Here is a 24,253-nt window from a genome sequence, read left to right on the forward strand (position 1 = left end):
GCATGCAACAACAGGAAACGGCGAAGGCGGCAGCGGAAAATGAAAGCAAGTCAGGCCTTATTCTTGCCATTGAGACGAGCTGTGATGAAACATCCGTTGCCGTCATTCAGGACGGTAAACATATATTATCGAATGTCATTTCGAGCCAAATCGAGGTGCATCAGCGCTTTGGCGGCGTTGTGCCGGAAATTGCCTCACGCAAGCATGTTGAGGTCATTACGCTGATGATTGAACAGGCGATTGCTGAATCGGGCATAAAGCTAAAGGATTTGTCCGCGATTGCGGTGACGCAGGGGCCGGGACTGGTAGGCGCACTGCTTGTCGGCATCGTAGCGGCCAAAACACTGGCAATGGCGCTAGATTTGCCCTTGATCGGCACCCATCATATTGCGGGGCATATTTACGCCAACCAGCTCGTGCATGAGCTGGAATATCCGTGTATGGCGCTCGTCGTTTCTGGCGGGCACACGGAGCTGGTGCTGCTCGAAAATGAAGGCTCCTTCCGCATGATCGGGCGTACGCGCGACGATGCGGTTGGGGAAGCATACGACAAAGTAGCTCGTTCGCTCAAGCTTCCTTATCCGGGTGGGCCGCATATCGACCGGCTGGCTTCAGAAGCAACGGAAGCGCTGGCGCTGCCAAGGGCATGGCTGGAGGCGGACTCCTACGATTTCAGCTTCAGCGGCTTGAAGTCGGCGGTGCTGGCGGTTATTAATCAGACGCAGATGCGCGGGGACACGCTCAATGAAGCGGCGCTGGCACGGGGCTTTCAGGAGTCGGTCATTGAGGTGCTTGTTGAAAAAGCGCTTCGCGCCGTTCGCGCCTATGGCGCCAAGCAGCTGCTGCTGTGCGGAGGCGTCGCGGCAAATCGCGGCCTGCGGGCAGCTCTGACTTCCCGCTGCGAAGCGGAAGGCGTGCCGCTGCTCATTCCGCCGCTGACGCTGTGCACGGATAACGCGGCGATGATCGGAGCTGCCGCATTCCTGAAATGGCAGCGCGGCGAATATTCGTCGCTCGATCTTAAAGCCGAGCCAAGCTTCAGTCTGGAAGGCTGGATGGCACCGCAGGTGCAGAGCTAGACTAACGGCTGCTGGAAATTTTTTTGGTGCTGTGATTGACATCTAATTTTTGAAGGCCTATAATAGGCAACAATACTTTGAACTTCATATTCTGCAAACGCAAGGAACAGGAATAGTAGGGCCATTCCCGGAATGAACAGAGAGCTGCGGGCTAGTGCAACGCAGTCGACGGAAGCCTGAAGCTCGCCTGGGAGCGGAACAGTGGAACAGCTGGCTAACCATGGATAGCCGGATTTACTACACTGTCACGGCTAACCCCCGTAATCGGGTGCGCATCAATCAACATCCGGAGTTGATGATGTGCCTAAGGTGGGCATTCTAATTTGCTGCAATAGCAAAGCGGAAGGTCAACAAGGGTGGTACCGCGCAGGATTATAATAAGCCTGTCGTCTCTTGATTTATTCAAGAGACGACAGGCTTTTCTTGTTGTTTGGAAGTTCAAAGTTGGAAGCGAGCTATGAAATGAGCAAGCAGGCAAGTTATACATGAACCAGCACAATAAGCTGAAATCACATACAGAAAACGCATTGAACAGGAGTAGTAGAGCGGTAAAGCGGGACAACAGCGGGAACCTTGAGCGAGGCGCGGCAGGCGGATAACCAAGCTGCTGCATGATCGACAAGGAGCGCTGCAGAGAGCTGCGGGATGGTGCGACGCAGTCGAAGCTTACGTTCGAACTCGCCTGGGAGCGGAATGATGGAACCATCGGTGCAGGCAGCTGCGGTTAGCTGCAAGCCTAATGCGTACATCGTTACGGAATCAGCCCCCGTCATCGGGCATCAAGCGGGTGTGGACCCGCGCGAATGTTGCAGGCATGGGATTATCCATCCAGCAGCAGCGTGAAAAGAGAAGCCAATCCGGTTTTTCTGCTCAAGCGCATACAGGGTCCGGCCAATTAGAGTGGTACCACGGTGGGTGAAAAAGCCTGTCGTCTCTTTCAATTAGAGACGGCAGGCTTTTTTTAATATAAGCATTTATAAGTTTCACCCTTATAAACAGCTTATATTTCTCGGAATGAAACGCGCCGCGCCGCCAAAGGATGGCGACAGCCGATTCACCTTGGTTGCAGCAACAGCTGTATTTAACTAAAATTTCAGGAGGTCATAACGATGACAACGGCAAATGAGACGAATAACGGAATGAGAAAAATTCAAATTTTTGATACGACGCTGCGTGATGGCGAGCAGTCTCCGGGCGCTTCCATTGATCCTGAGCGTAAAATTATTATCGCCCGCCAGCTGGGCAAGCTGGGGATTGACGTTATCGAGCCGGGCTTTGCGATTTCCAGTCCCGGCGAATTTGCAGCGATCCAGCAAATTTCCCGCGAGCTGCAGCATGTTGAAATTGCCGGCTTTGCCCGCATGATGAAGGTCGATATTGATGCGGCGGTCAAGGCGACGCAGGATGCGGCAAAAAGAAGGCTGCATCTGTTTATTTCCTCGTCCGACATTCATCTGCAGCACCAGCTGAACAAAACGCGCCAGGAAGTGGTGCAAATCGCCCGTGAGATGATTGCTTACGGCAAACAGTTCGTAGATGAAATTGAATTTTCAGCGATGGATGCAACGCGCTCGGATCGAAATTTTGTCATAGAATTGGTCGAAGCGGCCATAGCGGAAGGTGCGACAATCATCAATCTGCCGGATACGCTGGGCTATGCGATGCCAGACGAAATCGATGATATGTTCCGCTCTGTCCGTCGCCTGGCTAGAGGCGGAGAAACGGTTCGCTACAGCACTCATTGCCATAATGATCTGGGGATGGCAGCTGCGAACAGTCTGGCGGCCATTCGTGCAGGTGCGACGCAGGTAGAGGTTACCGTCAATGGCGTTGGAGAGCGCGCCGGCAACTGTTCGCTTGAGGAAATTGCGATGATTATTGAGACTCGCAAGTCGGTTCTGCAAATGGAGACGCGGATTGATCAAAGCGAAATTTATGAAACGTCGCGGATGGTCAGCCGGGCGATGCATTATCCGATTGCGTATAATAAGCCGATTGTGGGCCGCAATGCGTTCCAGCATGAGTCTGGCATTCATCAGGACGGCCTGCTGAAAAACCGCAATACGTATGAAATTATGGACCCGGAAGCGATGGGCATTCCGCGCAGCATGATAGTGCTGGGCAGACACTCCGGCCGCCACGCGATCAAGCATCGCCTGTCCGAATACGGAATTGCCGTAGAAGGCGAGGAACTGGTTAATGTATACAATCGCTTCAAGCAAGTAGCCGATGAGAAAAAGCTGGTGACGGATAATGAGCTGATTCGCATCGCTGGCGAAATGACAGCTACTCAGCCTGACCCTTACATGCTGACCGATCTGCAGGTGCTGTCGGGCAGTCATCAATCCCGTATTGCGACCGTGACGATTCGTGAAAATGATGCGGGCACCGAGCGTTCCTATACAGGTTCCGGCGAAGGTCCTCTAGAAGCGGTCATTCACTGTATTCAGCAAGCGATCCCCGTTGCAGCAGAGTTTGAGGATCTGGAAATCCATTCGTTGTCCACAGGCGAGGATGCACATGGCGAGGCAGTCGTGACGATTGTCCACGCTGGCGAGCGCTATCGTGGAACTTCGATTCATAGCGACATTGTATATGCAGCCGCGCAGGCGTATGTGGGAGCCTGCAATCAAGCGATGCTGACCATTAATAAACGAGCGAATGAACAAAATGTAATTTAATAGCAAGCTCAAGAAAGGGACTTATTCACAGGGCATTAAGCTTTGTGGATAAGTCCTTTTTTATGCGTAAAATCAAGGGTTTGACTGTGGATGGGCTGTTCGTGGAAAGTGGATAGTTTTTTCACTTTATCGACACTGGAATTGTGGATAATGTGAATAATTTTTTGAGAAATTCGACGGCATTAAAAATTTATTACGTTAACGTTTACAAATCCTTTATTTCCGTCGGAAAATGTCGACAGAATTTACTAACAATTTGCGTCGGATTGTGGACAACTTTGTGGATAACCGTTTTTGATGTAAAAAATGAAAATTTCCTATAGGTTTCCTTTTAATTTGCTTAATAACCTAAATTTATGCAGTTTTCCATCCGATATTAGAAAAATAGGATAAGAAATGGTTGGATTTTTATCCATACAAGGGCGCGCACGGTCGCAATTTCTGTGTACGGGAGCTCAGAAAATGAACGGGAGTGTGACATGTGATGAAGTATGCGGATGAGAAGATCATTGCCATGATTTTCGGAGGAGTCAAGGAGGAGCAAGAGAAGGACCGCAAGGAGGAGGACTCGCCATCGCCGTCGCTAGAAGGGATGACGCTGCACGTTCAGGGAGAGCGTCACCAGTTTGCACGCCGCTTCATCCCCGGAGGGGAAGCATCGATTGTGCTGTCGCAGGCGTTTACAGTGATGGATGAGGGGACGGCAAGGCTGAAATATCCGGCGGAGCGGCGGCCTAAGCTGATTTTCACAAATGAGCAAACTTCGATTAACGTCGCTTTTCAGCAGACGGGCTTTGAGATTGAAGCAGATGATGTGGAGGAATTCAGCGGAACGATGCTGGCCGTACTCAAGCGGTCGCAGCCTGCAGCGCGCTGGTTCCAAGAAGGCATGCGGGAGGTTGGCGGGAAGCAGGTTGCTTTTTTCGCTTATTTGACGCCTGCGCTGGATTGCAATCTATACAATTTGATGCTGATTGCCGAGCTGAACGGACGAGCCATCGCCTGCACCTTCAACTGCATGGAAGAGGAAATGGATGATTGGAAAAAGCTTGGGGAAGCGATGCTGACCTCGATAAAATGGCATCTGCCCGAGAAGGAAGGTGACCGATAATGAGCACGAATATCATTGCCCCGCATAATGTGCAGATTGCCCCATTTGAGCTTGTCCACATGCTGTCTTTATCCGTCGAGAAAAAAATCAATGAGCATGCGAAGCTGGTGTTTACCGGCATTGTGTCGGAGGAGCTGAAGGACAGCTACGTGGAAATGACCGACTCCGAGACGGAGGTTGAGGTGAGCCAGAAGGATGAAGAGGGCGGATTATCCCCGTTATTTTATGGCTTGGTGCAGCGCATTGAGGTTAAGGCGGTACGCGACGTTTATGTGCTGAAGGTGGAGGCGCTGTCCCATACTTGCCAGCTTGATCTGGAGAAGCATACCCGTTCCTATCAGGATACGGGCATGACGTACAAGGCGCTCATTGATCAAATGGCTGCGAGCTATCCCGGCATGGATGTGCTGGATACGGCAACGCAAGGGGCGAGTCTTGGAAAGTTCACCTTGCAATATCAGGAGACGGATTGGGCATTTCTCAAACGAATGGCCTCCCGGTTTCAGGCGGGCTTGATGCCGTCGGCGATGTTTAATTCCCCTAAAGTATTTCTTGGAACGCCGGATGGCGATGCTGCCGGAAAGCTGGAGGATATGCCCTACAGCGTGCGCAAGGATGTGCTGCATTACCGGCGGATGTGCAAAATCGGCATGCAGGGCGTGACGGAGCAGGACTTTATTTTTTATGAAATTGAAACGACGCAGTGGCTGCTGGACTTAGGGCAATGCATCACCTTCAAAAAGCAGCAGCTTTATGTAGGCGAAATGCACAGCCAGTGGAAGGAAGGCATGCTGTCGCATCGTTATTTGCTCTGTTCGGGCAAGGGGCTAAGCCAGCCTCCGCTCTATGCCGCGGCCCTCACCGGAGCGTCGCTGCAAGGCAAGGTGCTGGCGATAGCCAAGGACACGGTGCAAATTCATCTCGACATTGACGAGAAGCAGGACGCCGGCAAAGCTTATTGGTTCCCTTATTCCTCCGTGTATACGGCGGAAGGGGGGACGGGCTGGTACTGCATGCCGGAGAAGGGCGACCAGGTCAGGGTGTATTTTCCGAGCGGCAAGGAGGAGAACGGCATTGCATCAAGCTCCGTCCGGCAAAATGTCGAGGAGGGCGAGCATAACAAGCTGGGCAATCCCGATCATAAGTTTTTTCGCACGCCAGCGGGCAAAGAACTGAAAATGACACCTGAGGAAATTATTATTACCGGCAAGGACGGCGAGGTGTTCATCCGGCTCAGCGACGAAGGCGGCATTGAAATTATAAGCAAGAAGAAAATTACAATCAAAGCCGAGGAAGACATCGCCATTGATTCTCAGCAGAAGGTGCTCATTTCCGCCAAGGATGAAATCAGCCTGACCTGCAAGGAAAGCCTGATCAAGATGGACGGCAATACGACGATTAAGGGCAAGGAGCTCAAGACGAATTAAAGGCCAATTAGAGCGGAAAATGCAAACCAAGCAGAAAACCAACCTACACAAGCAAGGGGAGAGCTTACGAGAAAAGTCATAAGAAACAGGGCATTCAATAGACGAAAGGGGAGCGGTTCATGCAGGAAAATCGGCTCGAGCTATTTGAGGAGCAGGTGGCTGATGAGCTAAGCCAGCGGGCGCTGCTGGCGTTGGAGCGGTATTTTGCAGCACACAAGGAACGGCTTGCGGAGCTGTTCGTGCAATCGTTTGAGCAGCTATGCCTTTATATCGGAGGAAGGCAGCAGCGGGGGCTGCAGGGAAAGCTGGGGCATATCACCTATTCACTGCTGCGGACGGAGCTGCTTGCGGGCAGCCCGCTTTATATGGCCGAGGCAACGGATCGAACATGGTATATGGATGAAAACAGCTGCTATGGCAGCTATGATGCAAGCTGGGCTTTTCGTGATCTGGCTGGGCTGGAGCAGCAGCTTCTGGCCGAGGCCAGGGGCTACTTCTCCGATTCAGAGGCTGCGCTGCAGGCAGAGGCAGTTCGGCTGAGGACTGCGGTGCAGGCGCATCGCTACGTCATCAGCTTAATCCGCTATGCGATGCCGGAGGCGGCGAAGCTGAAAGCCTACAGGGAGCTGGAGAAGGAAGTGGAATGCGAGGTTCGCGTGGGCGAGTACATGGACCAGAGCGAGACGGTGTACAAGGAGGATTTTTGCCAAAAAGAGGCTGCCGAGGTTCGCGCTTATTTGGAGCAAAAGCAGGAGCTGACCTACACCTATGAGGTGTTTGCAGAGCTGGATTTGGCCCAGGGCGATTATGCGGGCATTCAAGCGCTCTATAGCGATTTTCGTGGCAGCGACCTTTCTCACAGCTCGTTTGAAGGGGCAGCGCTGGTCGGAGCTAAGCTTAGCTTAAGCAAGCTCACGCAGGCCAGCTTTCGCTACACGCTGCTGTGCGAAGCGGATTTTCGCGGCAGCGAGCTGCAGGGAGCGGATTTCAGCTATTGCAGCGGGCCTAGCGGAATGCGAGATCCTTTCGTATGGGAGCATCCGGGTTTTGTGCCGCTGCGATTTAATGGCGCGGATTTGAGCGGAGCGGATTTTACGCTCGCTAATGTGAAAGGAGCAAGCTTCATCGGGGCGAATTTGGCTGGCGCCGTATTCGAGCAAGCGAATATAGAGCAGGCGCTGTTTAGTGCTAGTGCCCGCAGCCAGGCTGCATTCAGCGAGGAGCAGCTGGCACAGGCCATATGGATAGAGGAGGACGGCGGAGCATGAGGAAGGGCTTATTCATTATGACGCAGGATCAGCGAGTGGCTGATGCCATTCGTCCGATGGACAGCGAAGGGGTGCTGGCGGAGGCGCTGGCCGGCCCTAAGGGAGGAGCGTTGTTTTTCAAACCGGATGGCTCCCAAAGTATAGCACCGCTGCGGCTGATGCAGCAGAAGCGGGTTGTTGCGGTCGATTTTATCCAAAAGCCTGCCCCGCTCGTCTCGGACCTCGTGAAGGAGGTGTTGGCAAAGTATGCGCCGCGCGCGTTGTTTCGTTCGGTCGTGCTTGTCGATCCGGGGAGCGGCATACAAGCCTCGTATTGGCTGCTGGAGCGTCCGCTCGTCCATTGCCTAGCTGCGCAAACTGAATTTTTTCCCGATGGGACCTGCAAACGGCTGGTAGTTGATTCCGCTAAAGCAGGCAAGCATCCGTTTCTGAAAATTGGCGGCTTGCGTGAGGATGTGACGCTCGTGCAGCTTGGGGTGGCAGAAAGTCTGCTGCGCAGGGAAGTGGCGGGCATTCGATTTACGAAGGTGCAGCTTCAATTATCCGAAGAGGAGCGATGGGGATGAGCGGTGGTGGAAACGAGTCGGCAACGATTATAGCGGGCCAAGGGGCGTCAGAAAGCTACGTCGTAGCGGGCGCAATCATCTCCTGCAATTGGGGGACGAAGCGGATGCGTCTTAAAACGCCTCTCAGCCATGGGGTTTATATCCAAAAGCAAGCGCAGCTCAATATTGGCGATTATATGCTGGGGACGAACATTATGCCTTTTGAACGGTGCATGAGCCAGTCGAATCCGGCTGTCGTCGCGGCTGGCGGCATTGCGCCGTGCACGCCGATCATCGCGCTGCCATGGACGAATGGCAAAACAGAAACAAAGGTTGGCGGGCTCCCTGCGCTGCTCAACTGCTCCAAAAATTCATGCTTGTACTGCGGCACGATCTCAATTGAAGATGACGGGCAGGGCGTATAGGCATGCGGCTGTCAGAGGAAGGGGGGCTATGGAATGTCCACGGAAAAAAAGGCCATCGGCTACGAGCAGCTGCGCCTGCAATGGCCGTATGCCGTGCAGCAAATTCAAGGGCTGCGCATCGAGAAACGCGTCAATGAGCATGCCCTTTTATGGGTAAGCGGCATCCTGCCGGAGGAGCGGGAGGATCAGGATTTGCAGCTCGTCAGCGAGCAGGACCAGGTCGAGCTGCATCAGGTGGATGAGCAGGGCGGCATGGTGCGGATATTGTTCAGCGGAACCGTCGCGAGCTTTCTGGTGCGGGCGATCCGCAGCGTATATACGTTCGAGCTCACGGTGCTGTCGCATACGAGCAGCATGGATTTGGAGCGCAATACGCGCTCCTTCCAGCATGGGGAAATGATGTATGACGAGCTGCTGAAGACGGTGCTGGCGGCATATCCGAGGGCCGATACGATAAATGAGGCGGCGCACAAGGAAAAGCTGGGCGAGCTGACGCTGCAGTATGAGGAGACGGACTGGACTTTCCTCAAGCGTATGGCCTCGCGCTTTGGCGCTGTTCTGGTGCCGGAGGCTGCCGCGGCATCGCCTAAGTTCTGGTTCGGTTTAGGCGAAGGGCGGCTGGTGGAGCTTCCGCTGCATAGTTATACGATTGCCAAAACATTGTCGCCCTATCGGGAGGCGGCTGCTCTAGGCGAGGGAGAGTCGTTAAGCGAGCAGGATTTTCTCGGCTATGAAGTCGTCAGCGAGCAGGTGCTGCAAATCGGTGATCGCGTAGTGGTAAAAGGGCGCGAGCTGGCTGTTGCCGAGGTGGAGGCGGAGCTGCGGCAGGCGCTGCTCGTCTTTACCTATAAGCTGCTGCCCCCATCCGGCATTCGCCAAAGCGAGCTGTTTAATGAGCAGGTCGTAGGCGCAGCGCTCGAAGGGCGAATTCTTGAGGTGAAAAACGCGGCCGTGCGCGTTCAGTTGGATGTGGATGCGGAGCAAAAGAAAGAGGAAGCCAGCTGGCTTCCGTACGCATCGGTATACGCATCGGAGGATGGGACCGGCATGCACTGCATGCCGGAGCAGGGCGATGCGGTGCAGGTGTATTTTCCAAGCCGCCAGGAAGGGGAGGCGATGGCGCTCAGTTCGGTGCGCAAGAGTGGGCAGGATTCCCCGAAAATGGCCGATTCCAGCGTCAAGTCATGGACGACCCCATATGGCAAGGAAATGAAGCTCGCCGGGCAGGAGCTGTCGCTCATTGCGCAGGAAGGCGTGCTGTTCATTCAGCTGCATGAGGAGAACGGCATTGAAATTCGCAGCGATACGGCGATTGCGATTAAATCGGAGCAGCCGATTGAGCTTTCCTCGGAGACGAAGCTGGCGATTACGGCGCAGGAAGGGCTGTATCTCGTCTGCGGCAACAGCAGCATTGTGATGGATGGCGACACAGATGTGCTTGCCGATGAGCTGCTGCTGGTCGGCACGTATTTTGCTCCCGTCGTCGTAGAGGATCTCGAAGAGGAGGAAGTGCTGCCGGTACCGCTGCCCGAGCCGCCGCCTCCAGAGCCGGAGGAGCCGAAGAAAAAAGGCGGCTGGCTCGGCACGCTGCTTGATGTCGTGCAGGTCGGGCTGGATATTGCCGGCTGTGTGCCGGGGCTTGGCGTAGTTGCGAACGTGGCGAATGCGGCGATTTCAGTTGGACGCGGCGACTATCTGGGCGCGGCGATGTCTATGGCATCCTGCATTGTGCCAGGAGCAGGGCCGGCGCTCAAGGGAGCGAGAATGGCGAAAAATGCCGCCAAAGCCGGCAAAGCGATGATGAAAGCCGCTAATGCGGCTAAAGCTACCGGCAAGACGCTGAGTGCGGCGCAAAAGGCGTTTAAGTCAACCTCGGCTTTCACGAAGCAGATGGTGAGCGGCATTAAGGCGGTAGACGGCAAGGTGCTGACGGCAGCGCGCAAGGTCGGCAGCAATTTGGACAAGCTGGAGCAGGTACAGAAGCTCAAAAAGGTAATGAAGCTGCCGGGCGTCGAGCAAGCGCTGGATTTTGCCGGAGATATGGCGATGGATTATGTTTTGGAGAAGACGGGCCTTGAAAATCTGGCGTATTTGTCCTATCTCGGCGGAGGCAAGAAAAGGAAAGGAAAACGCGGGAAAGGCAAAGGGAAAAGCTCAGGGAAGGCGAAGAGCCATAGCAAGGGCAAAGGGAAAGGCAGCAATAACAGCCCAAGCAAACCATCGAAGAAGCTGAATCAGGAGAAGCAGAAAAAGGCGAAAAAGGAATCTGCCAAGAAAGATCCGAGCAAGGCGGATAAGCGCAGCTGTAAAAATGACCCGATCCATGCGGGCTCAGGCGGGCAATTTATTATTCATCCCGCTCTCAAGCTGTATGGCGCGGATACTTGGACGTTCGAGATGCATTACCATTCGCTGCTGGAAACGGGCGGAGCGATGGGCGCGGTATGGACGCATAACTTTGAGCTGGCTCTTACGTTTGAGGAAGATGAAGCGGATGTGGCAGTGGCAGCCGATCGTGTGGTAACAGATTATGTGGCAAGCAATGAGGGGGAAGCAGCGTTTGATAAGGTGCTGCTTGCGAAGCAGCCTATTGCCGATGCTAATCCGCCAGGTGTTACGGTCTGGCGGACGAAAAGCCGCCGCAACCGTTTTGTAAGACAGGCAGACGGGGTTTATCGCAGTGCGGATAGCGATGTGCTGGGCGAGGAGCTGCGGCAGGAGCCGGAAGGCTATGTGCTGTGGCAGCGTGAAACGCAGGAGCAGATTTATTTTAACCTGGCAGGCCAGGCATTGAAATGGGTGAATGCTCATGGACAGGCACTGGAAATGCGTTATGATGCGCAGGGACGGCTTGCCAGCTTAACGGATGCGATTACACGGCAAGCGCTGAAGCTGACTTACGATACGCAGGGGCTGCTCAGCCGCGTGAGCGAGGGCAAGCGAATCATTCGAATGCAATATAATGCCTCGCATCAAATGACGCGTTATATCGATGCGAATGGCAATGAGACGGACATCGGCTACCACTGGAATGGCAAGCTTGCGCGGATGAGTGTAGGCGGAGCGGTTCAATACGAGAATACGTTCGATGAATTTGGCCGCATTACGAGCCAGTCGGATGCATCCGGCGCCATCGCGTATTTGGACTATGATGTGGAAAGCCGCTTTGGCTACACGATTACGACGGCAACAGATCGGCTGGGCGCGGTTGAAGTGCTGGTGCATGATGATCAGCTTCAATTGGTGGAGATCATTCAGAAGGACGGCAGCCTCGTGCAGCTGGCGTACAACGAGCAGGGCAAGCTGATATCGGAAACGCAGGCGGATGGCAGCGCAGTTGCGATGGCTTATGATGACTATGGGCAGCTGGTCAGCATGACGGATGCGCTAGGCCATGAGACGAGCTACGTTTACGACGAGCAGGGACTGCTCGTGAGTGAAACGGATGAGGAAGGGCGGACGACCGCTTATGCCTATGATAGCGGGGGAAGATTAGCTGAAATCCTCCGCGCGGATGGCGCAGTAGCCAAAATGACGTACAATGCGAACGGACAGCGGGAAAGCTACGTCGATTTTAACGGTGTAACGACCTCGTATGCTTACGGCCCGGATGGACGCGTCCTGCAAATAAAAGACGGCGAAGAGCGTATGATGGTCGTGGAATATGACCTGTCGGGAAGGGTTGCGAGCTTAGGCTATCCAACAGGCGGAACCATTTTACGCGAGTATGATGCGAATGATAATTTAGTCAAAGTTATCGATCCGTTGAAACGGGTATATGCTTTTGGCTATGATGCGTTTGATCGAAAGACGCTGGAGACGCTGCCTTCGGGTGCGGCAACCGCCTATGTATACAATGCGAATGGCTTGCTGGAGCGTGAAAAGGATGCGCTCGGACAGGTGACCGCCTATCGTTATGATGCCGAGGAACGGCTGGTGGCGCGGATGGATGCGCGCGGTGGGCAGACGCAGTATGAGTGGGATGCAGCGGACAATTTGGTTGCGGTTACGGATGCGCTCGGAAGGACGGAGCGTTATGGCTATGATGGGCTGGGCCGAGTAAACGCTATGTGGGATGCCAGTGGAGTGCAAATCGCGCAGCTCGATTATGACGCGGCAGGCAATCGGGTGTCGGAAATCAATGCGCTTGGTCAAGCGACGCGTTACCGTTTTAACAAAGCGGGACAGATTGCGGCGAAGGAAAACGCGAAAGGGCAGCAGACGACGTTTGCTTACGATGCGGCGGCCCGAATCACGGAGGTCGTGGAGCATGACGAAGCGACGTATCGCCAGAGCTATGACGGCGAAGGGCAAATTACGAGCTATACCGATGCGAATGGCAATGAAACGAAGCTGTCGTATGACCGCAGCGGCCTGCTGGAGCAGGAGGAGAATGGAACAGGCGAGGTCCTGCGCTTCTCGTATGACAATCGCGGCTGGCTGAAGGGAAGGGCGAATGCGCGAGGCCAGCAGGCAGCGTATGGCTATGATGCCGCAGGCCAATTAAAATCCATAAAGGATGAGGCGGGGCAAATTGGCCTCAGCTATAATATCGACGGGAATGTTATTCGGGTAGAAGAAGAAGGGCGCGTGAAGCGACGCACATTCGACATTTTGGGGCGTCTCACCTCCTGTCAGGACAGCAATGGCCAGACGATTCGCTACGCCTATGATGAAGCCGGAAATTTGCGCGTCATGACTTATCCCGACGGGAAACAAGTAACGTATTCGTATGATCTTGCAGGCCAGATGACGCAGGTGAAGGACTGGCGTGGACGGGTGACCCGTTACAGCTATGATATGAACGGCAGGCTGATTCGCACCGAACGTCCGAATGGAAGTATAGAGCAGCGAAGCTATGATGCACAGGGCCAGTTGGTGCGGCTGTGGGATATTAACCGTCAGGGCGTCATGTTACAGCAGTATCGGATGACATACAATGAGCTGGGCCAACTGGTAGAAGAGGAAGAAAAGCAGTACACCTACGATAATTTGCGCCGCCTTGTGAGCGGAGCGATGCCGGGACGCAAGCTGTGGTACAGCTACGACCTAGGCGGCAACCTGACAGAAGCGGGCGAAACGCCGCTCGCTGCGACAGCGATGAGCTATGCGCAGGACAATCGTCTTGCCACAGTGAACGGCAAGGATGTTGTATATGATGCGGACGGGAATTTACTCGTTTTGCCCATGGTGCTGGAGAAGGATGTTCAAGCAGAGACAGCGACATATCGGTACGATGCGCGGAATCGTCTGACGCAGGCTGGACGAACCAGCTACACCTACGATGCGGAGCAAGTGCGCATGTCGGTGACATGGCGCGGACAGACGACACATTATGTGACGGATCAGGTAGAAGAGTTAAGCCGAGTGCTGTTAGAACAAGATGGACGCGGCGAGACGAAGGCTTATTTTGTGTATGGAGCGGAAGGGCTAATCGGGCGGGAAGACAGCATGGGCCGCTACCAGAGCTATCACTATGATCTGNCGCGGCGAGACGAAGGCTTATTTTGTGTATGGAGCGGAAGGGCTAATCGGGCGGGAAGACAGCATGGGCCGCTACCAGAGCTATCACTATGATCTGCGCGGCAGTACGACGCTTCTGACGGATGAGAACGGGCGTGTGACAGATCGATACACGTACGGATTGTATGGGGAGCGGGAGCATCACGAAGGGACAACGCGGCAGCCGTTTTGCTATAATGGACGAGACGGCGTCATGACCGATCCGAACGGTCTTTACTACATGCGAGCACGGTATTACCATACCGGCATCAAGCGGTTTTTGAACCGGGATGTGCTGCGTGGAAGCATTTTAGAAGGGCAGACCTTTAACCGGTTTGGGTATGTGAATGGCGATCCACCGGGATGTGCTGCGTGGAAGCATTTTAGAAGGGCAGACCTTTAACCGGTTTGGGTATGTGAATGGCGATCCGGTGAGTTTGATTGATCCGTTTGGGTTGAGTGCAATTAGTAGTTGTACTGATAATGTTATAAATACGAGGGCGAATGACGCAGGACTTGATTTATCTCCTAAGCCAAGCCCATATAAGCAACTAGGACATAAAACCAAGAAGAAACTAGAAGCTAAGGTCGATAATAGAACGATTACAAAAGAGGAATATAAGCGGCTCGAATGGAACAAACGTCTTGCTGCTAGGAGAGATGTTGGAGTTAAAGAGTTTTGGCAACAAGAGAAACTAAGAATTAAAAAGGGGGAACCAACAACTAGAAATTGGTCACAACAGCAGAGAGATGATATACTCAGCAACAAAGTTCCTACACATAATGGAAAAACTATTACAGGACATCATGCATATAGTGTTTCAAAGTATCCTCATTTAGCAAATCAAGGGGAAATCATTTATCCTGCAACAGTAAAAGAACATTTCAACCGTTGGCATGGAGGTTCTTATAGGAAAGGCTTGCCTGGAAAACCTTATAATCCTTCCTTCCCAGAAGAGTTCTAGGGTTTGTAAATTAAATTAGGGGGAACGGGAATATGACTTTAATCACTGTAATATTACAATCTGAAGCAAGCAGTAGTTTAATGATTTTGATTAAGAAACATACAGGTTTAGGATTTTCAGAAATAAAATCATGTATTAATAATAAGCTGCCTTTGATGACAGCTAACTATGTGAATAATGATGAAATGCAAAAAATGAAAAATTTAGTAGAGGAGTTAGTCGTCCATAACAAAGAGTTTGAAATTTTTGAGCAGAATGGAAGCTATACTGAGATACTACCCTTAAAACACTTTATGAATAGTTTTGGAATGTCTAAACAAATTGCAGAAGATAGAGAACGAATAGATGATTTATTAATTCCTGAAGATGATGAGAGTTAATTATTAACGCAAATGAAATAGTGTGAAAAGAAGATTGCCCTATGACATTAACTTGTTTGCATAGGGCAGTCTTTTTTGTAATGGTAAGTTCTATTACAAAATTTCGGATGGTAACACCATAAGTGCGCATATCGGTGACATGACGCGGCGAGACGAAGGCTTATTTTGTGTATGGAGCGGAAGGGCTAATCGGGCGGGAAGACAGCATGGGCCGCTACCAGAGCTATCACTATGATCTGNCGCGGCGAGACGAAGGCTTATTTTGTGTATGGAGCGGAAGGGCTAATCGGGCGGGAAGACAGCATGGGCCGCTACCAGAGCTATCACTATGATCTGCGTGGAAGCACGACGCTGCTGACTGATGAGAACGTACGCGTGACAGACCATTATACGTACGGATTGTACGGAGAGCGGGAGCATCACGAAGGGACAACGCGGCAGCCGTTTTGCTATAATGGACGAGACGGCGTCATGACCAATCCGAACGGCCTTTACTACATGCGGGCGCGGTATTATCATACCGGCATCAAGCGGTTTTTGAACCGGGATGTGCTGCGTGGAAGCATTTTAGAAGGGCAGACCTTTAACCGGTTTGGGTATGTGAATGGCGATCCNCCATACCGGCATCAAGCGGTTTTTGAACCGGGATGTGCTGCGTGGAAGCATTTTAGAAGGGCAGACCTTTAACCGGTTTGGGTATGTGAATGGCGATCCGGTGAGTTTGATTGATCCGTTTGGGTTAGAGGCAATGAGTGAGTGCTCCAAGGGGAAGGCTAAAGATAAAGCTGTAGTAATTACTCTTAAGTTTGATAAAAAATGCCTAAAAACTATTTTGAAAGAAAGGCAAAAAAATTAAAAGAACTAGGGGATCAAGGTTTATTATACAAAGCTCAAAATCCAGTATCTAGAGACCCTAATATAACAAAACAATATCGACAAGACATGATAAAGAGAATATGGAAACAATACGGCAAGGGAAATCCTGTTTTTGCTAAAAAATTAATTAAAAGAATAACTAGTGATATGCAGCCGGATCATGTTTGGGAATTACAATTAGGTGGGCCTGATACTGTTAAGAATTTAAAATTTTTAGATACATTTACGAACTGGCATATAGGTGTTAAGCAAATTAGACCGCAGATTCGAGACTTGCCTACAGGTACAAAAATTAAAATTAAAATTGATATGGGAGGGTAAGAAAAATGGACGAAAAATTACTATCTATTATTAGAAAGTTGAGAGGAAATTTGCTGGATGAACCCGAAAGTATAATCTATGCTGAAATAAATGAAGGTAATACAAAAATTATTACAGATAACGATTATCTTAAAGATTATTATGATTTTTTAAGGGAAGCTGATGGTGCACGATGTGGAATGTTCGACCTGTGGTCATTTGGAGAGTTATCAAAGCATCAATTTCGTATATCTGATTTCTCTGGAGCAGAAGAAAAATGGATTGAAATTGGACAGGTTTTATATGAACCGGTAGTAATTAATAAAGAATCTGGACAAGTATACCTCTTCAATCAAGAAGAACCTGATACTGAAGGGAGAGACCTAGGATCTGTAAGTGATTTTCTGGCCAATTATGTATTCGGTCCCCAATACGGTGAGTTAGTACCGAATGCTGATTCTGAAGAATGGTATCTATTCCTTAAGAAGAATTTACCGTTGTAGTTGTAAAGCGGATAATTCTTTTCAGCCAAAAATTTAATGACAATGATCTTGGACTGTCAAGCACTAACTTTTAGATTGAGCCCGATTAAAAACTGTTTTGAGAAATTGAAATAATAATTTATAAGTCCATTCCGACTGGCAATTTGAGAAGGAATAGGCTTTTTTCTTAAATCTTACTTTTAACCGCTCTGGTCACGTGAATGGCGATCCGGTTATTTTAATTGACGCATTTGGTACCTTAGTAATAGATAGAGTCTTCTATAAAGCATGTGATTAGTACGTTGAAGAAAAATCCATTTGATAAAATAAATCTATTTAAATAAAAACATGGAGGTGCACAAATGTTTATTAAGGGACTTCATTTTGATAATTGGGTTAATGGCAGAGACAAAGGGGAATTTATACAGGATCAAAATCAAGATTTGAATTGGGGAATGATAGAGAAAATACTAACGGAGCTTAATGGGGATAACAAAACGCAGGTCGTGCTAAGCAAGGATGAAGATATTCATATGGGGATAGGTGGCGGCAATTCGGGTTTATACAATGTATATGCGACTTTCGACAATGTATCTTTTTTTAATCTATTAGATTCATCAAAATCCGAAGATAAAATCATTCAACTTGTAACAGGAGGACAGAAAGGAGATTTTTCTGCAAATAATTGCGTTGATTTGGAAACTATGCTTAAAGCTGCTAAACTATTTGCGCTAGAAGGGGAAATTAATGATCGTTTAAATTGGCAGCATGTATAATAGCTTTGAGGTGATCTAACTTTGCCATCCAAAGATACGTATTCTATTGGTGAAGCGGCTAAAATAGTCGGCTCCACCGTTAAAACGATTCGGTATTACGATGAAATCGGGCTGATTAAGCCATCCCTTCATACAGAAGGAGGCCATCGCCTTTATATAGCAAAGGACTTATGGAGGCTGGAGCTAATCTCTACGCTTCGTTTCCTGAATTTCGGAATACCGGATATCCGTAAGCTGATGAGTGGGGAATTGGGTATGGATCAGGCGCTCGACTTGCAGATTGAAGCGTTGGAAACCCAGGTATATACGCTGAATGCCATGCTTTCGATTTTGCATCAGGCGAAGCAGCACGAAACCGAAACCAAAGCTTCCGGTGATACTAGGCAATCTCTTGGTTACGTATCAAGCCTAGTTGAGTCGCTTACGGCAAATGCTGAAAGGCGGAAACAATTCGTTTCCGCCAAAATGGATGAATCCCGTCTGCTGGAAGGCATTCCACAGGAGTGGAGAGACCGCTGGCATGGAACGAGCTTCAGAAAATGATAGGTGATCCTGAGTATTTAGCCGATCTGGCTCGCTGCGAGCTCCCCTTTTTCACAATGGTCCACCATCCGCAGGTGCAGGCGGAAATCTGGGTCAAGAAAATGGAACAAATCCACGTCCGGGCTTCCGAAGCTTTGAAAAAACAGTGGCCAGCGCAGCCCTTCAGTGAAACCGATGCGAGTAGTTTTTCGTTAGCTGAAAAAGTAACTTCCTCTGTCATGCTTCGTTATACTTTGTCTGGCTGTTTATATAGAAGAAAGGCATCAACGATCGTCTATTTTGAAAATGAATTGTCCAAACCTTACATTCCAAGTCACATTGTTGAGCTTTACTCCAATAAATCTGTCAAAATCCCAGCAAAAGTTGCGGAACCGCAATAAACTTGCGGTCGTAATTGCGTTTTTTTACGGTGAAATTACCGTTCATATGGGGTAAGGTTATAAGACAAGCAGTGGTTGCCGGCAGAAGATCAGAGAAACGGGGTTATGCCATAACGTCTTATCAATCAGGGAGGCGACAATTAGGTGAGAAGGACAATGATTAAGGTAGACTCGGTATGTAAAGCTTATGGCTCAAATCAGGCAGTCGATAATATTTCCTTGCGGATAAAAGAAGGAGAGTTATTTGGCATTATTGGTACGAACGGCGCTGGAAAGACGACGCTGCTCGAAATGCTGATGGGACTGCGTCAGCCCGACAAGGGACAAATCGAGGTGCTTGGCATTAATCCGGCTGTAGAAGCAACTGAGCTTCAGGAGCATATTGGCCTTCATTTGCAAAGTATATCGCTGGTGGATAAGCTGAGTGTGAGGGAGGCGCTGGAAATGTTCCGTTCCTTCTATAAATGTTCAACTGAAATGGAAGAGATTATTGACCGCTTTGGTTTGGAAAGCTACTTGGATCGTCCAGTTAGGCGTCTATCTGGTGGCTGGCGGCAGCGTGTGGCACTGGCGATTTCTGTCGTCAACAACCCAAAGATTATTTTTCTGGACGAACCGACTACCGGGCTGGACATGCAGGCGAGAGAAGAATATTGGTCCATCATATTGGAGCTCAAGCGCCAAGGGAAAACGATTGTTTTGTCCTGCCATGATATGGGGGAAATGCAGCATCATTGTGATCGCATTGCCGTGCTGCGCCAAGGAAATTTAGTGAAATGCGATACCCCAAAGCGATTAATTTCGCAAATTCCAGCCGGTGGTTTAACGATGGAAGCCGTATATGTCCATTTTGCTTACGCGGGAGCCGTGTAACAGCAGCAGTTGGAAGGAGGGCTTAACATTCATGAACCGGGATCGTGACACCACAGGCCCATTTGTCAATCGTGCCGACATGCTCAGGAAACGAATGGAAATGATCGCTGTGCTGGTGAACCGAATAAACGAGGAGGAGATGGAACAGGAGCGGCTAAATTCAAAGAGGAAGGCGGGTATTATTTCTAATATATTGAAAAATGTTGGTACGTTTTTACTCCATCGTGTAAAATAGAAAAATCTTGAAACGATGGGGGTCTAAAGTTGGAGGACTGTGTACCTAAAATCGAATTTGAAATGCGAGAGATGGTCAAACGCCATTTTACAGTTGATTCTTTAATTCAGTACGCCTATTTATTTTTAATGGACCGGCTGAATGAGCAGCTTCCTTTTGGACGTTTGACCGTGCTTCACTACCGGATGTTCGGCGGTGAAGGGGCGGCAGTATATCGTGCGGCGGCAGCCGTTGAATTTCTTATTTTAGCGACCGATATATTCGATGATTTACAGGATCAGGATGCGCCAAAGCAGGCCTGGTCTGAAGCTCCTCTGCCTATAGCGCTGCATCTTGCAGCCGCTTTTTTGACCCTTTCGCAGCAAGCGATGATGGATTCTGAATTCGATAGCTCCCATGTGCAAACAACAATGAAAATGATGAACCTTCAACTCCTGCAAGCGGCCAATGGGCAAATGATGGATTTGATGAACGCTGTATCAGATGAACACTCTTATTTTCAATCCATTAAGCAAAAGTCGGCAGCCTTGATCGTTCATGCGTGCATGACAGGCGTTATGCTGACCGGTCGAGGCTGGCATCCGATTGTTGCGGAGTATGCCGTTGAGGTAGGAATGGCGGCTCAAATTAAAAATGACATTCGTGATCTGCTTCGCTGGGATGAGAAAAATGACTTTTTGCAGCGGAAGAAGACGCTTCTTACTTTGTACATGCTTGAGGATGCTGTAGATCAGCATAATTGGATCAGGGATTATTTTGAAGGTCGCTTGAATGAGGCTGATGTAGCTGATAAGCGCGGACTGTTTGAGGAAGCGTATGAAAAATCCGGCGCCATGCTGTACGGCTTAGTTGTGATGCGTACACATTATAACCGTTTTATGGAGCTCATGGAATCGGTTCCTGAAGTGGCCGTGCACAAGGAAATGCTGTTAAGCATATTGGCTAAAGAATAGCTTCGCCATAACACCGCAATGGTAGTTGCGGTAAATACGAACTAGATTTGCGTTTGCTTACCTATCATTTCCTGCTATAGTTATCTACAGAAAGACCTTTACACATTCCAAGGAGGAGTTCCAGTGTTGAAAGAATATATTCGTTCTTTAGCCAAAGACTCGCAATTGATGGATTTAGCAATAAGCGGGAACTTGCAAATGGCTGGAGTAACTCCAGCGGAGAAAAAAGCGATTTTTGAAACCCTGAGCATTCAAGCAGATAAGAAAGATAATTACCAAATGGTCTACTGGACATAAGGTAATGCGCTGCATGAATTTAGGGGGAGAAAGATGAAGCTGTTGCGCTCAAGGAATCTATTGCTTTTTCTCTTCCTGAGTGGATTATTCGCTTTACTTGGTTACCTTACAGTCGTTATCATTAGCGATCCGTTTATTGGTATAGTGACTGTGAAAAATTCGCAAGGTGAATACTTGGTAGAGTCGCTTGAGCCAGCAGGACAAGCTGTTTTGAAGGGTATTCAACTTGGGGATGTTATTGATGAAGTTAATGGAAAGCCAGCTGGACAAAATGTTAATATCATCAAGTTTTCTTCCGTAGAGAGAGTTGAGAGCATTGTCGTTAGTGAAAAAGCTGGCGAACAAAGGCTAGTGACTTTCAATCGAGGTTGGAACGGTGATCATACAGGTTTGGAACTGCTCATTCAGCTTTATATTCCATGGGCTTCCCTGTTGTTGTTTCTGGGGCTATCCACCTTCCTGTATAGGAAAAGGAAAAATGATAATGCTGCCATTATGCTCATATTGTTTTTCTTGGCGATTGGGCTGAGTTACTTTTCTTCAGCCGCAGCCTATCGTAATGATTTGGTAGGCGTTACCGTCATGTATGCAGTCATTCCATTTGTAGCTATTTTGTTCCTGCTATTTATGAATATGTACCTGCGAAGATATGGCATGATTTTTATTAGCCCTAAGCTAATATGGTATCTGTCGGTAGCTTTCAGTATTGTTTCCTTGTTTTGCCTCGTCTATATTTGGACGAATTTTATTCCGGAGAAAGTATTTCTAAACGCTAGAATGGTATATCATGCCACACTGATAGTCGGGAATTTCATTTGTGTCTATCAGTTGTTTAGGAAGTACTTTTATTATCGGAGTAGCAGGTTCAACTCTTTATTCAAAATAACGCTAACCTCGCATTTGGTTGCTTTTACTCCATTTACGACGATGAATTTATTGCCGTTGTTGGGAGGAAACATTCAAATTTTGCCGGCGGCGTTCACAGCACCGTTTTTGTTCGTGCTGCCGATCGTTTACTTTTATTTATTAACATCCAACCAATTGTTTGATGTTGATTTTATATTGACCCGCTTTAAGTATTATACATTGCTGTCCTTGTTGCCAGCGCTTATCGTTACATTGGCGTTTGCTGCGATTGTAAGTGGGGACGTTGTATTCTCTTGGGTCAGATGGCTTCAAATCTTTATCGTTAGTTACGTTGTTATGACCCTGTTTCTTTATTCCAAGGAGCAGATTGATCATAAATTTCGTCCCAAGCTTTTTAAAGCCATGTACAGCTACCAAGACAGCCTCGATCGTTTCTCACGCAAAATTGCACGAGTCATGAAACGGGATGATCTGGAGATGGTGCTGAAAGAAGAAATTGGGGCATTGCTTCCGGCTAGCCGAATTGATTTTCTCATTGTAGACCAGATCGAAGCAGTGGTTAACCCGGTAGGAGAGAAGGAAGACGAGCAGAGTACAGCTATTTTTCTGCTGCAAGTGTCTGATTCGCTTCAAGTCGGGGAAGTCGTTGAGTTGCCTCATGGTCTGGGACTAGTTATTGGCTGCCAGAAGTCAAAGCAGTACATCGTATGGATTGGCTCCAAAACCAACCATACCCGCTTCAATTCAGATGAGCTGCGTTGGCTCAAGACGCTTGCGAATTATGCAAGTATCGTGTTTGAAAACTTATATCTGATTGAAAGCTTAATCGAGGATTTGGAATCTGAGGTTAAGAAAGAGCAGGCGACAACACCTTGGATTTTAAGATTGTTGTTTTGCCTCTCGGAAAATGAACGGCGGAAGCTTGCAGCAGATCTTCATGACTCTGCGCTTCAAGACCAGTTATTGTGGTACCGTAGGCTGGAAGCACTCATGCTGGACCATCCGATTACGGAAAAGCTTGAAGTCGAGCTTGACGAAATCAAAGAAGGGCTGCTTGATGTCATCCATCAAATTCGGGAAACCTGCAATGAGTTAAGACCGCCGCTGCTTAAGGAAATGGGCATTGTTGAAGCATTGGAGTCGATTATTGAGCATACGCAAATGAGAAACAATTTTGCGGTGGATTTTCGGGCCAAGCCTTTCGACAACCTGCTTAACGAAGAGCAGATTACAGCGATTTATCGCATTGTCCAAGAGTTGCTTCGCAATGCTGATAAGCATGCGCGTGCCAATCTGGTCACGCTAGAATTAGAGCAGCGAACAAACATGGTTTATTTTCACTATAAGGACGATGGGGTCGGCATGGATGTCGATTATATGGAGGCTTCTTTCGAGCATATGGGTTTATCCGGTATTAAAGAAAGAGTCGCTAGCCTTGAAGGTGAAATAACATTCCGGTCGAAACGTGGAAAAGGTCTTGAGGTCATTATAATATTGCCGCAAAATATGACGACTGGCCGATCGGAAAGGGGTTTGCTGCGTGATTCGTATCTTATTAGTTGATGATCATCCATCTGTTGGAGAAGGCACCAAAACGATGATTGAACAAGATCCTGAAATGAAGGTGACGGTTGTATTATCGGCCATGGAAGCGCTGGATGCGATTAGCAACGAAGGCTTTGACATTATTTTATGTGACTTGAACATGCCAGGCATTAGCGGTCTGGAGCTTGCAAAACGTTTGATTCAGCAGGATCCAGATCGCAAAGTGCTCATATATACTGGGTATGAAATTAGTACGCACTATAATTTATTGATTGAATGCGGCGTTTCCGGTTTTATCTCTAAGACGGTCTCGCGAGAACAGCTGCATAACGCCATTCGATGCGCTATGCGAGGGGAAGCGGTTATTCCGATTTCACTACTCAAGCAGCTGCGACGCAACGAAGTCAAGATTACGCGTGCTGAGAAGGTAATTGAAGAAGTATCGATCAAAGAACGCGATCAGGATATTTTGCAGCAGGTCGCGTACGGCAATAGTAACAAAGATATTGCCATTAAGCTGCATATGAGTCAGCGTACTGTAGAGTACCATCTAACCCGGATATTTGAAAAGCTTAACGTTAGGTCCCGATCGGAAGCGATCGCTGAGGCAAAACGGCTTGGTATTATCCGACTTGAGCAATTTGTCCCTTGAGTTTTACCGTCGCTGCCTATATATTCGATAGGCAATGACATTTCTATATTGGGATAGCTGCGGCAATATTTGCAAGCTGCAGTCACTTGAT

24 protein-coding genes are annotated in these 24,253 nt (G+C 49.3%); all 24 read left to right on the forward strand.

The window, feature by feature from the left end; all coding sequences use genetic code 11:
• Positions 1 to 2 precede the first annotated feature (2 nt).
• Complete coding sequence (tsaD, locus tag ASF12_RS32270) at positions 3 to 1,079, forward strand: tRNA (adenosine(37)-N6)-threonylcarbamoyltransferase complex transferase subunit TsaD (protein WP_056043499.1); 1,077 nt, start codon at positions 3 to 5, stop codon at positions 1,077 to 1,079.
• A gap of 693 nt (positions 1,080 to 1,772) precedes the next feature.
• The gene (locus ASF12_RS35145; protein ID WP_162241956.1) at positions 1,773 to 1,922 is read left to right on the forward strand and encodes a hypothetical protein; all 150 of its coding nucleotides are present in this window, start codon (positions 1,773 to 1,775) and stop codon (positions 1,920 to 1,922) included.
• Positions 1,923 to 2,188: 266 nt separating this feature from the next.
• Positions 2,189 to 3,760 carry a 2-isopropylmalate synthase gene (locus ASF12_RS32275; protein WP_235533351.1) on the forward strand — a complete coding sequence of 524 codons (1,572 nt, stop codon included), beginning with the start codon at positions 2,189 to 2,191 and terminating at the stop codon, positions 3,758 to 3,760.
• Positions 3,761 to 4,241: 481 nt separating this feature from the next.
• Positions 4,242 to 4,871, forward strand: coding sequence for a hypothetical protein (locus ASF12_RS32280; RefSeq protein ID WP_155973650.1), 630 nt, complete (start codon positions 4,242 to 4,244; stop codon positions 4,869 to 4,871).
• Positions 4,871 to 6,298 carry a phage baseplate assembly protein V gene (locus tag ASF12_RS32285; RefSeq protein ID WP_056043506.1) on the forward strand — a complete coding sequence of 476 codons (1,428 nt, stop codon included), beginning with the start codon at positions 4,871 to 4,873 and terminating at the stop codon, positions 6,296 to 6,298. The genes ASF12_RS32280 and ASF12_RS32285 overlap by 1 nt, the downstream gene beginning before the upstream one ends.
• A gap of 119 nt (positions 6,299 to 6,417) precedes the next feature.
• The gene (locus ASF12_RS32290) at positions 6,418 to 7,566 is read left to right on the forward strand and encodes a pentapeptide repeat-containing protein (protein WP_056043509.1); all 1,149 of its coding nucleotides are present in this window, start codon (positions 6,418 to 6,420) and stop codon (positions 7,564 to 7,566) included.
• Complete coding sequence (locus tag ASF12_RS32295; protein ID WP_056043513.1) at positions 7,563 to 8,132, forward strand: hypothetical protein; 570 nt, start codon at positions 7,563 to 7,565, stop codon at positions 8,130 to 8,132. Before ASF12_RS32290 ends, ASF12_RS32295 begins: the two co-directional genes overlap by 4 nt.
• Complete coding sequence (locus ASF12_RS32300; RefSeq protein ID WP_056043516.1) at positions 8,129 to 8,536, forward strand: DUF4280 domain-containing protein; 408 nt, start codon at positions 8,129 to 8,131, stop codon at positions 8,534 to 8,536. The genes ASF12_RS32295 and ASF12_RS32300 overlap by 4 nt, the downstream gene beginning before the upstream one ends.
• Before the next feature lie 33 nt (positions 8,537 to 8,569).
• A partial coding sequence (locus tag ASF12_RS32305; RefSeq protein ID WP_235533352.1) for a contractile injection system protein, VgrG/Pvc8 family occupies positions 8,570 to 14,020 on the forward strand: 5,451 nt, incomplete at its 3' end.
• A gap of 64 nt (positions 14,021 to 14,084) precedes the next feature.
• On the forward strand, positions 14,085 to 14,441 hold the full coding sequence (locus ASF12_RS36740) for an RHS repeat-associated core domain-containing protein (protein ID WP_056043521.1): 357 nt from the start codon (positions 14,085 to 14,087) through the stop codon (positions 14,439 to 14,441).
• A complete protein-coding gene (locus ASF12_RS32315) occupies positions 14,404 to 15,003 on the forward strand; it encodes a hypothetical protein (protein ID WP_162241957.1) in 600 nt (199 codons plus the stop codon). Before ASF12_RS36740 ends, ASF12_RS32315 begins: the two co-directional genes overlap by 38 nt.
• A 32-nt stretch (positions 15,004 to 15,035) precedes the next feature.
• Positions 15,036 to 15,383 (forward strand): hypothetical protein, encoded by a 348-nt coding sequence (locus ASF12_RS32320; protein ID WP_056043527.1) that lies wholly within the window; start codon positions 15,036 to 15,038, stop codon positions 15,381 to 15,383.
• 303 nt (positions 15,384 to 15,686) lie between these two features.
• The coding region (locus ASF12_RS36745; RefSeq protein ID WP_442952571.1) for an RHS repeat-associated core domain-containing protein at positions 15,687 to 15,997 on the forward strand (311 nt) is incomplete at its 3' end.
• 202 nt (positions 15,998 to 16,199) lie between these two features.
• Complete coding sequence (locus tag ASF12_RS32330) at positions 16,200 to 16,580, forward strand: hypothetical protein (protein WP_056043532.1); 381 nt, start codon at positions 16,200 to 16,202, stop codon at positions 16,578 to 16,580.
• Between the two features lie 5 nt (positions 16,581 to 16,585).
• Complete coding sequence (locus ASF12_RS32335; protein ID WP_056043537.1) at positions 16,586 to 17,062, forward strand: hypothetical protein; 477 nt, start codon at positions 16,586 to 16,588, stop codon at positions 17,060 to 17,062.
• A 341-nt stretch (positions 17,063 to 17,403) separates the two neighbouring features.
• Positions 17,404 to 17,817 (forward strand): Imm1 family immunity protein, encoded by a 414-nt coding sequence (locus tag ASF12_RS32340; RefSeq protein WP_056043539.1) that lies wholly within the window; start codon positions 17,404 to 17,406, stop codon positions 17,815 to 17,817.
• A gap of 21 nt (positions 17,818 to 17,838) precedes the next feature.
• Positions 17,839 to 18,360, forward strand: coding sequence for a MerR family transcriptional regulator (locus ASF12_RS32345; RefSeq protein ID WP_056043543.1), 522 nt, complete (start codon positions 17,839 to 17,841; stop codon positions 18,358 to 18,360).
• The gene (locus ASF12_RS32350) at positions 18,357 to 18,740 is read left to right on the forward strand and encodes a hypothetical protein (RefSeq protein ID WP_056043546.1); all 384 of its coding nucleotides are present in this window, start codon (positions 18,357 to 18,359) and stop codon (positions 18,738 to 18,740) included. Before ASF12_RS32345 ends, ASF12_RS32350 begins: the two co-directional genes overlap by 4 nt.
• Before the next feature lie 156 nt (positions 18,741 to 18,896).
• Positions 18,897 to 19,613, forward strand: a complete 717-nt coding sequence (locus ASF12_RS32355) for an ABC transporter ATP-binding protein (RefSeq protein WP_056043548.1) — start codon at positions 18,897 to 18,899, stop codon at positions 19,611 to 19,613.
• A gap of 31 nt (positions 19,614 to 19,644) precedes the next feature.
• Positions 19,645 to 19,848, forward strand: a complete 204-nt coding sequence (locus ASF12_RS32360) for a hypothetical protein (RefSeq protein ID WP_046229097.1) — start codon at positions 19,645 to 19,647, stop codon at positions 19,846 to 19,848.
• A 29-nt stretch (positions 19,849 to 19,877) separates the two neighbouring features.
• Positions 19,878 to 20,801 carry a polyprenyl synthetase family protein gene (locus ASF12_RS32365; RefSeq protein WP_056043552.1) on the forward strand — a complete coding sequence of 308 codons (924 nt, stop codon included), beginning with the start codon at positions 19,878 to 19,880 and terminating at the stop codon, positions 20,799 to 20,801.
• A gap of 123 nt (positions 20,802 to 20,924) precedes the next feature.
• Positions 20,925 to 21,098, forward strand: coding sequence for a competence pheromone ComX (gene comX, locus ASF12_RS34950; protein ID WP_155973652.1), 174 nt, complete (start codon positions 20,925 to 20,927; stop codon positions 21,096 to 21,098).
• Between the two features lie 33 nt (positions 21,099 to 21,131).
• Entirely contained in the window at positions 21,132 to 23,528 is a 2,397-nt protein-coding gene (locus ASF12_RS32370; RefSeq protein ID WP_056043556.1) for a sensor histidine kinase, read from the forward strand.
• Positions 23,506 to 24,162, forward strand: a complete 657-nt coding sequence (locus ASF12_RS32375) for a response regulator transcription factor (protein WP_046229099.1) — start codon at positions 23,506 to 23,508, stop codon at positions 24,160 to 24,162. The genes ASF12_RS32370 and ASF12_RS32375 overlap by 23 nt, the downstream gene beginning before the upstream one ends.
• The last annotated feature ends 91 nt before the right edge of the window (positions 24,163 to 24,253 follow it).

Origin of the sequence: Paenibacillus sp. Leaf72, from assembly GCF_001422685.1 — a bacterium.
GTDB lineage: Bacteria > Bacillota > Bacilli > Paenibacillales > Paenibacillaceae > Pristimantibacillus.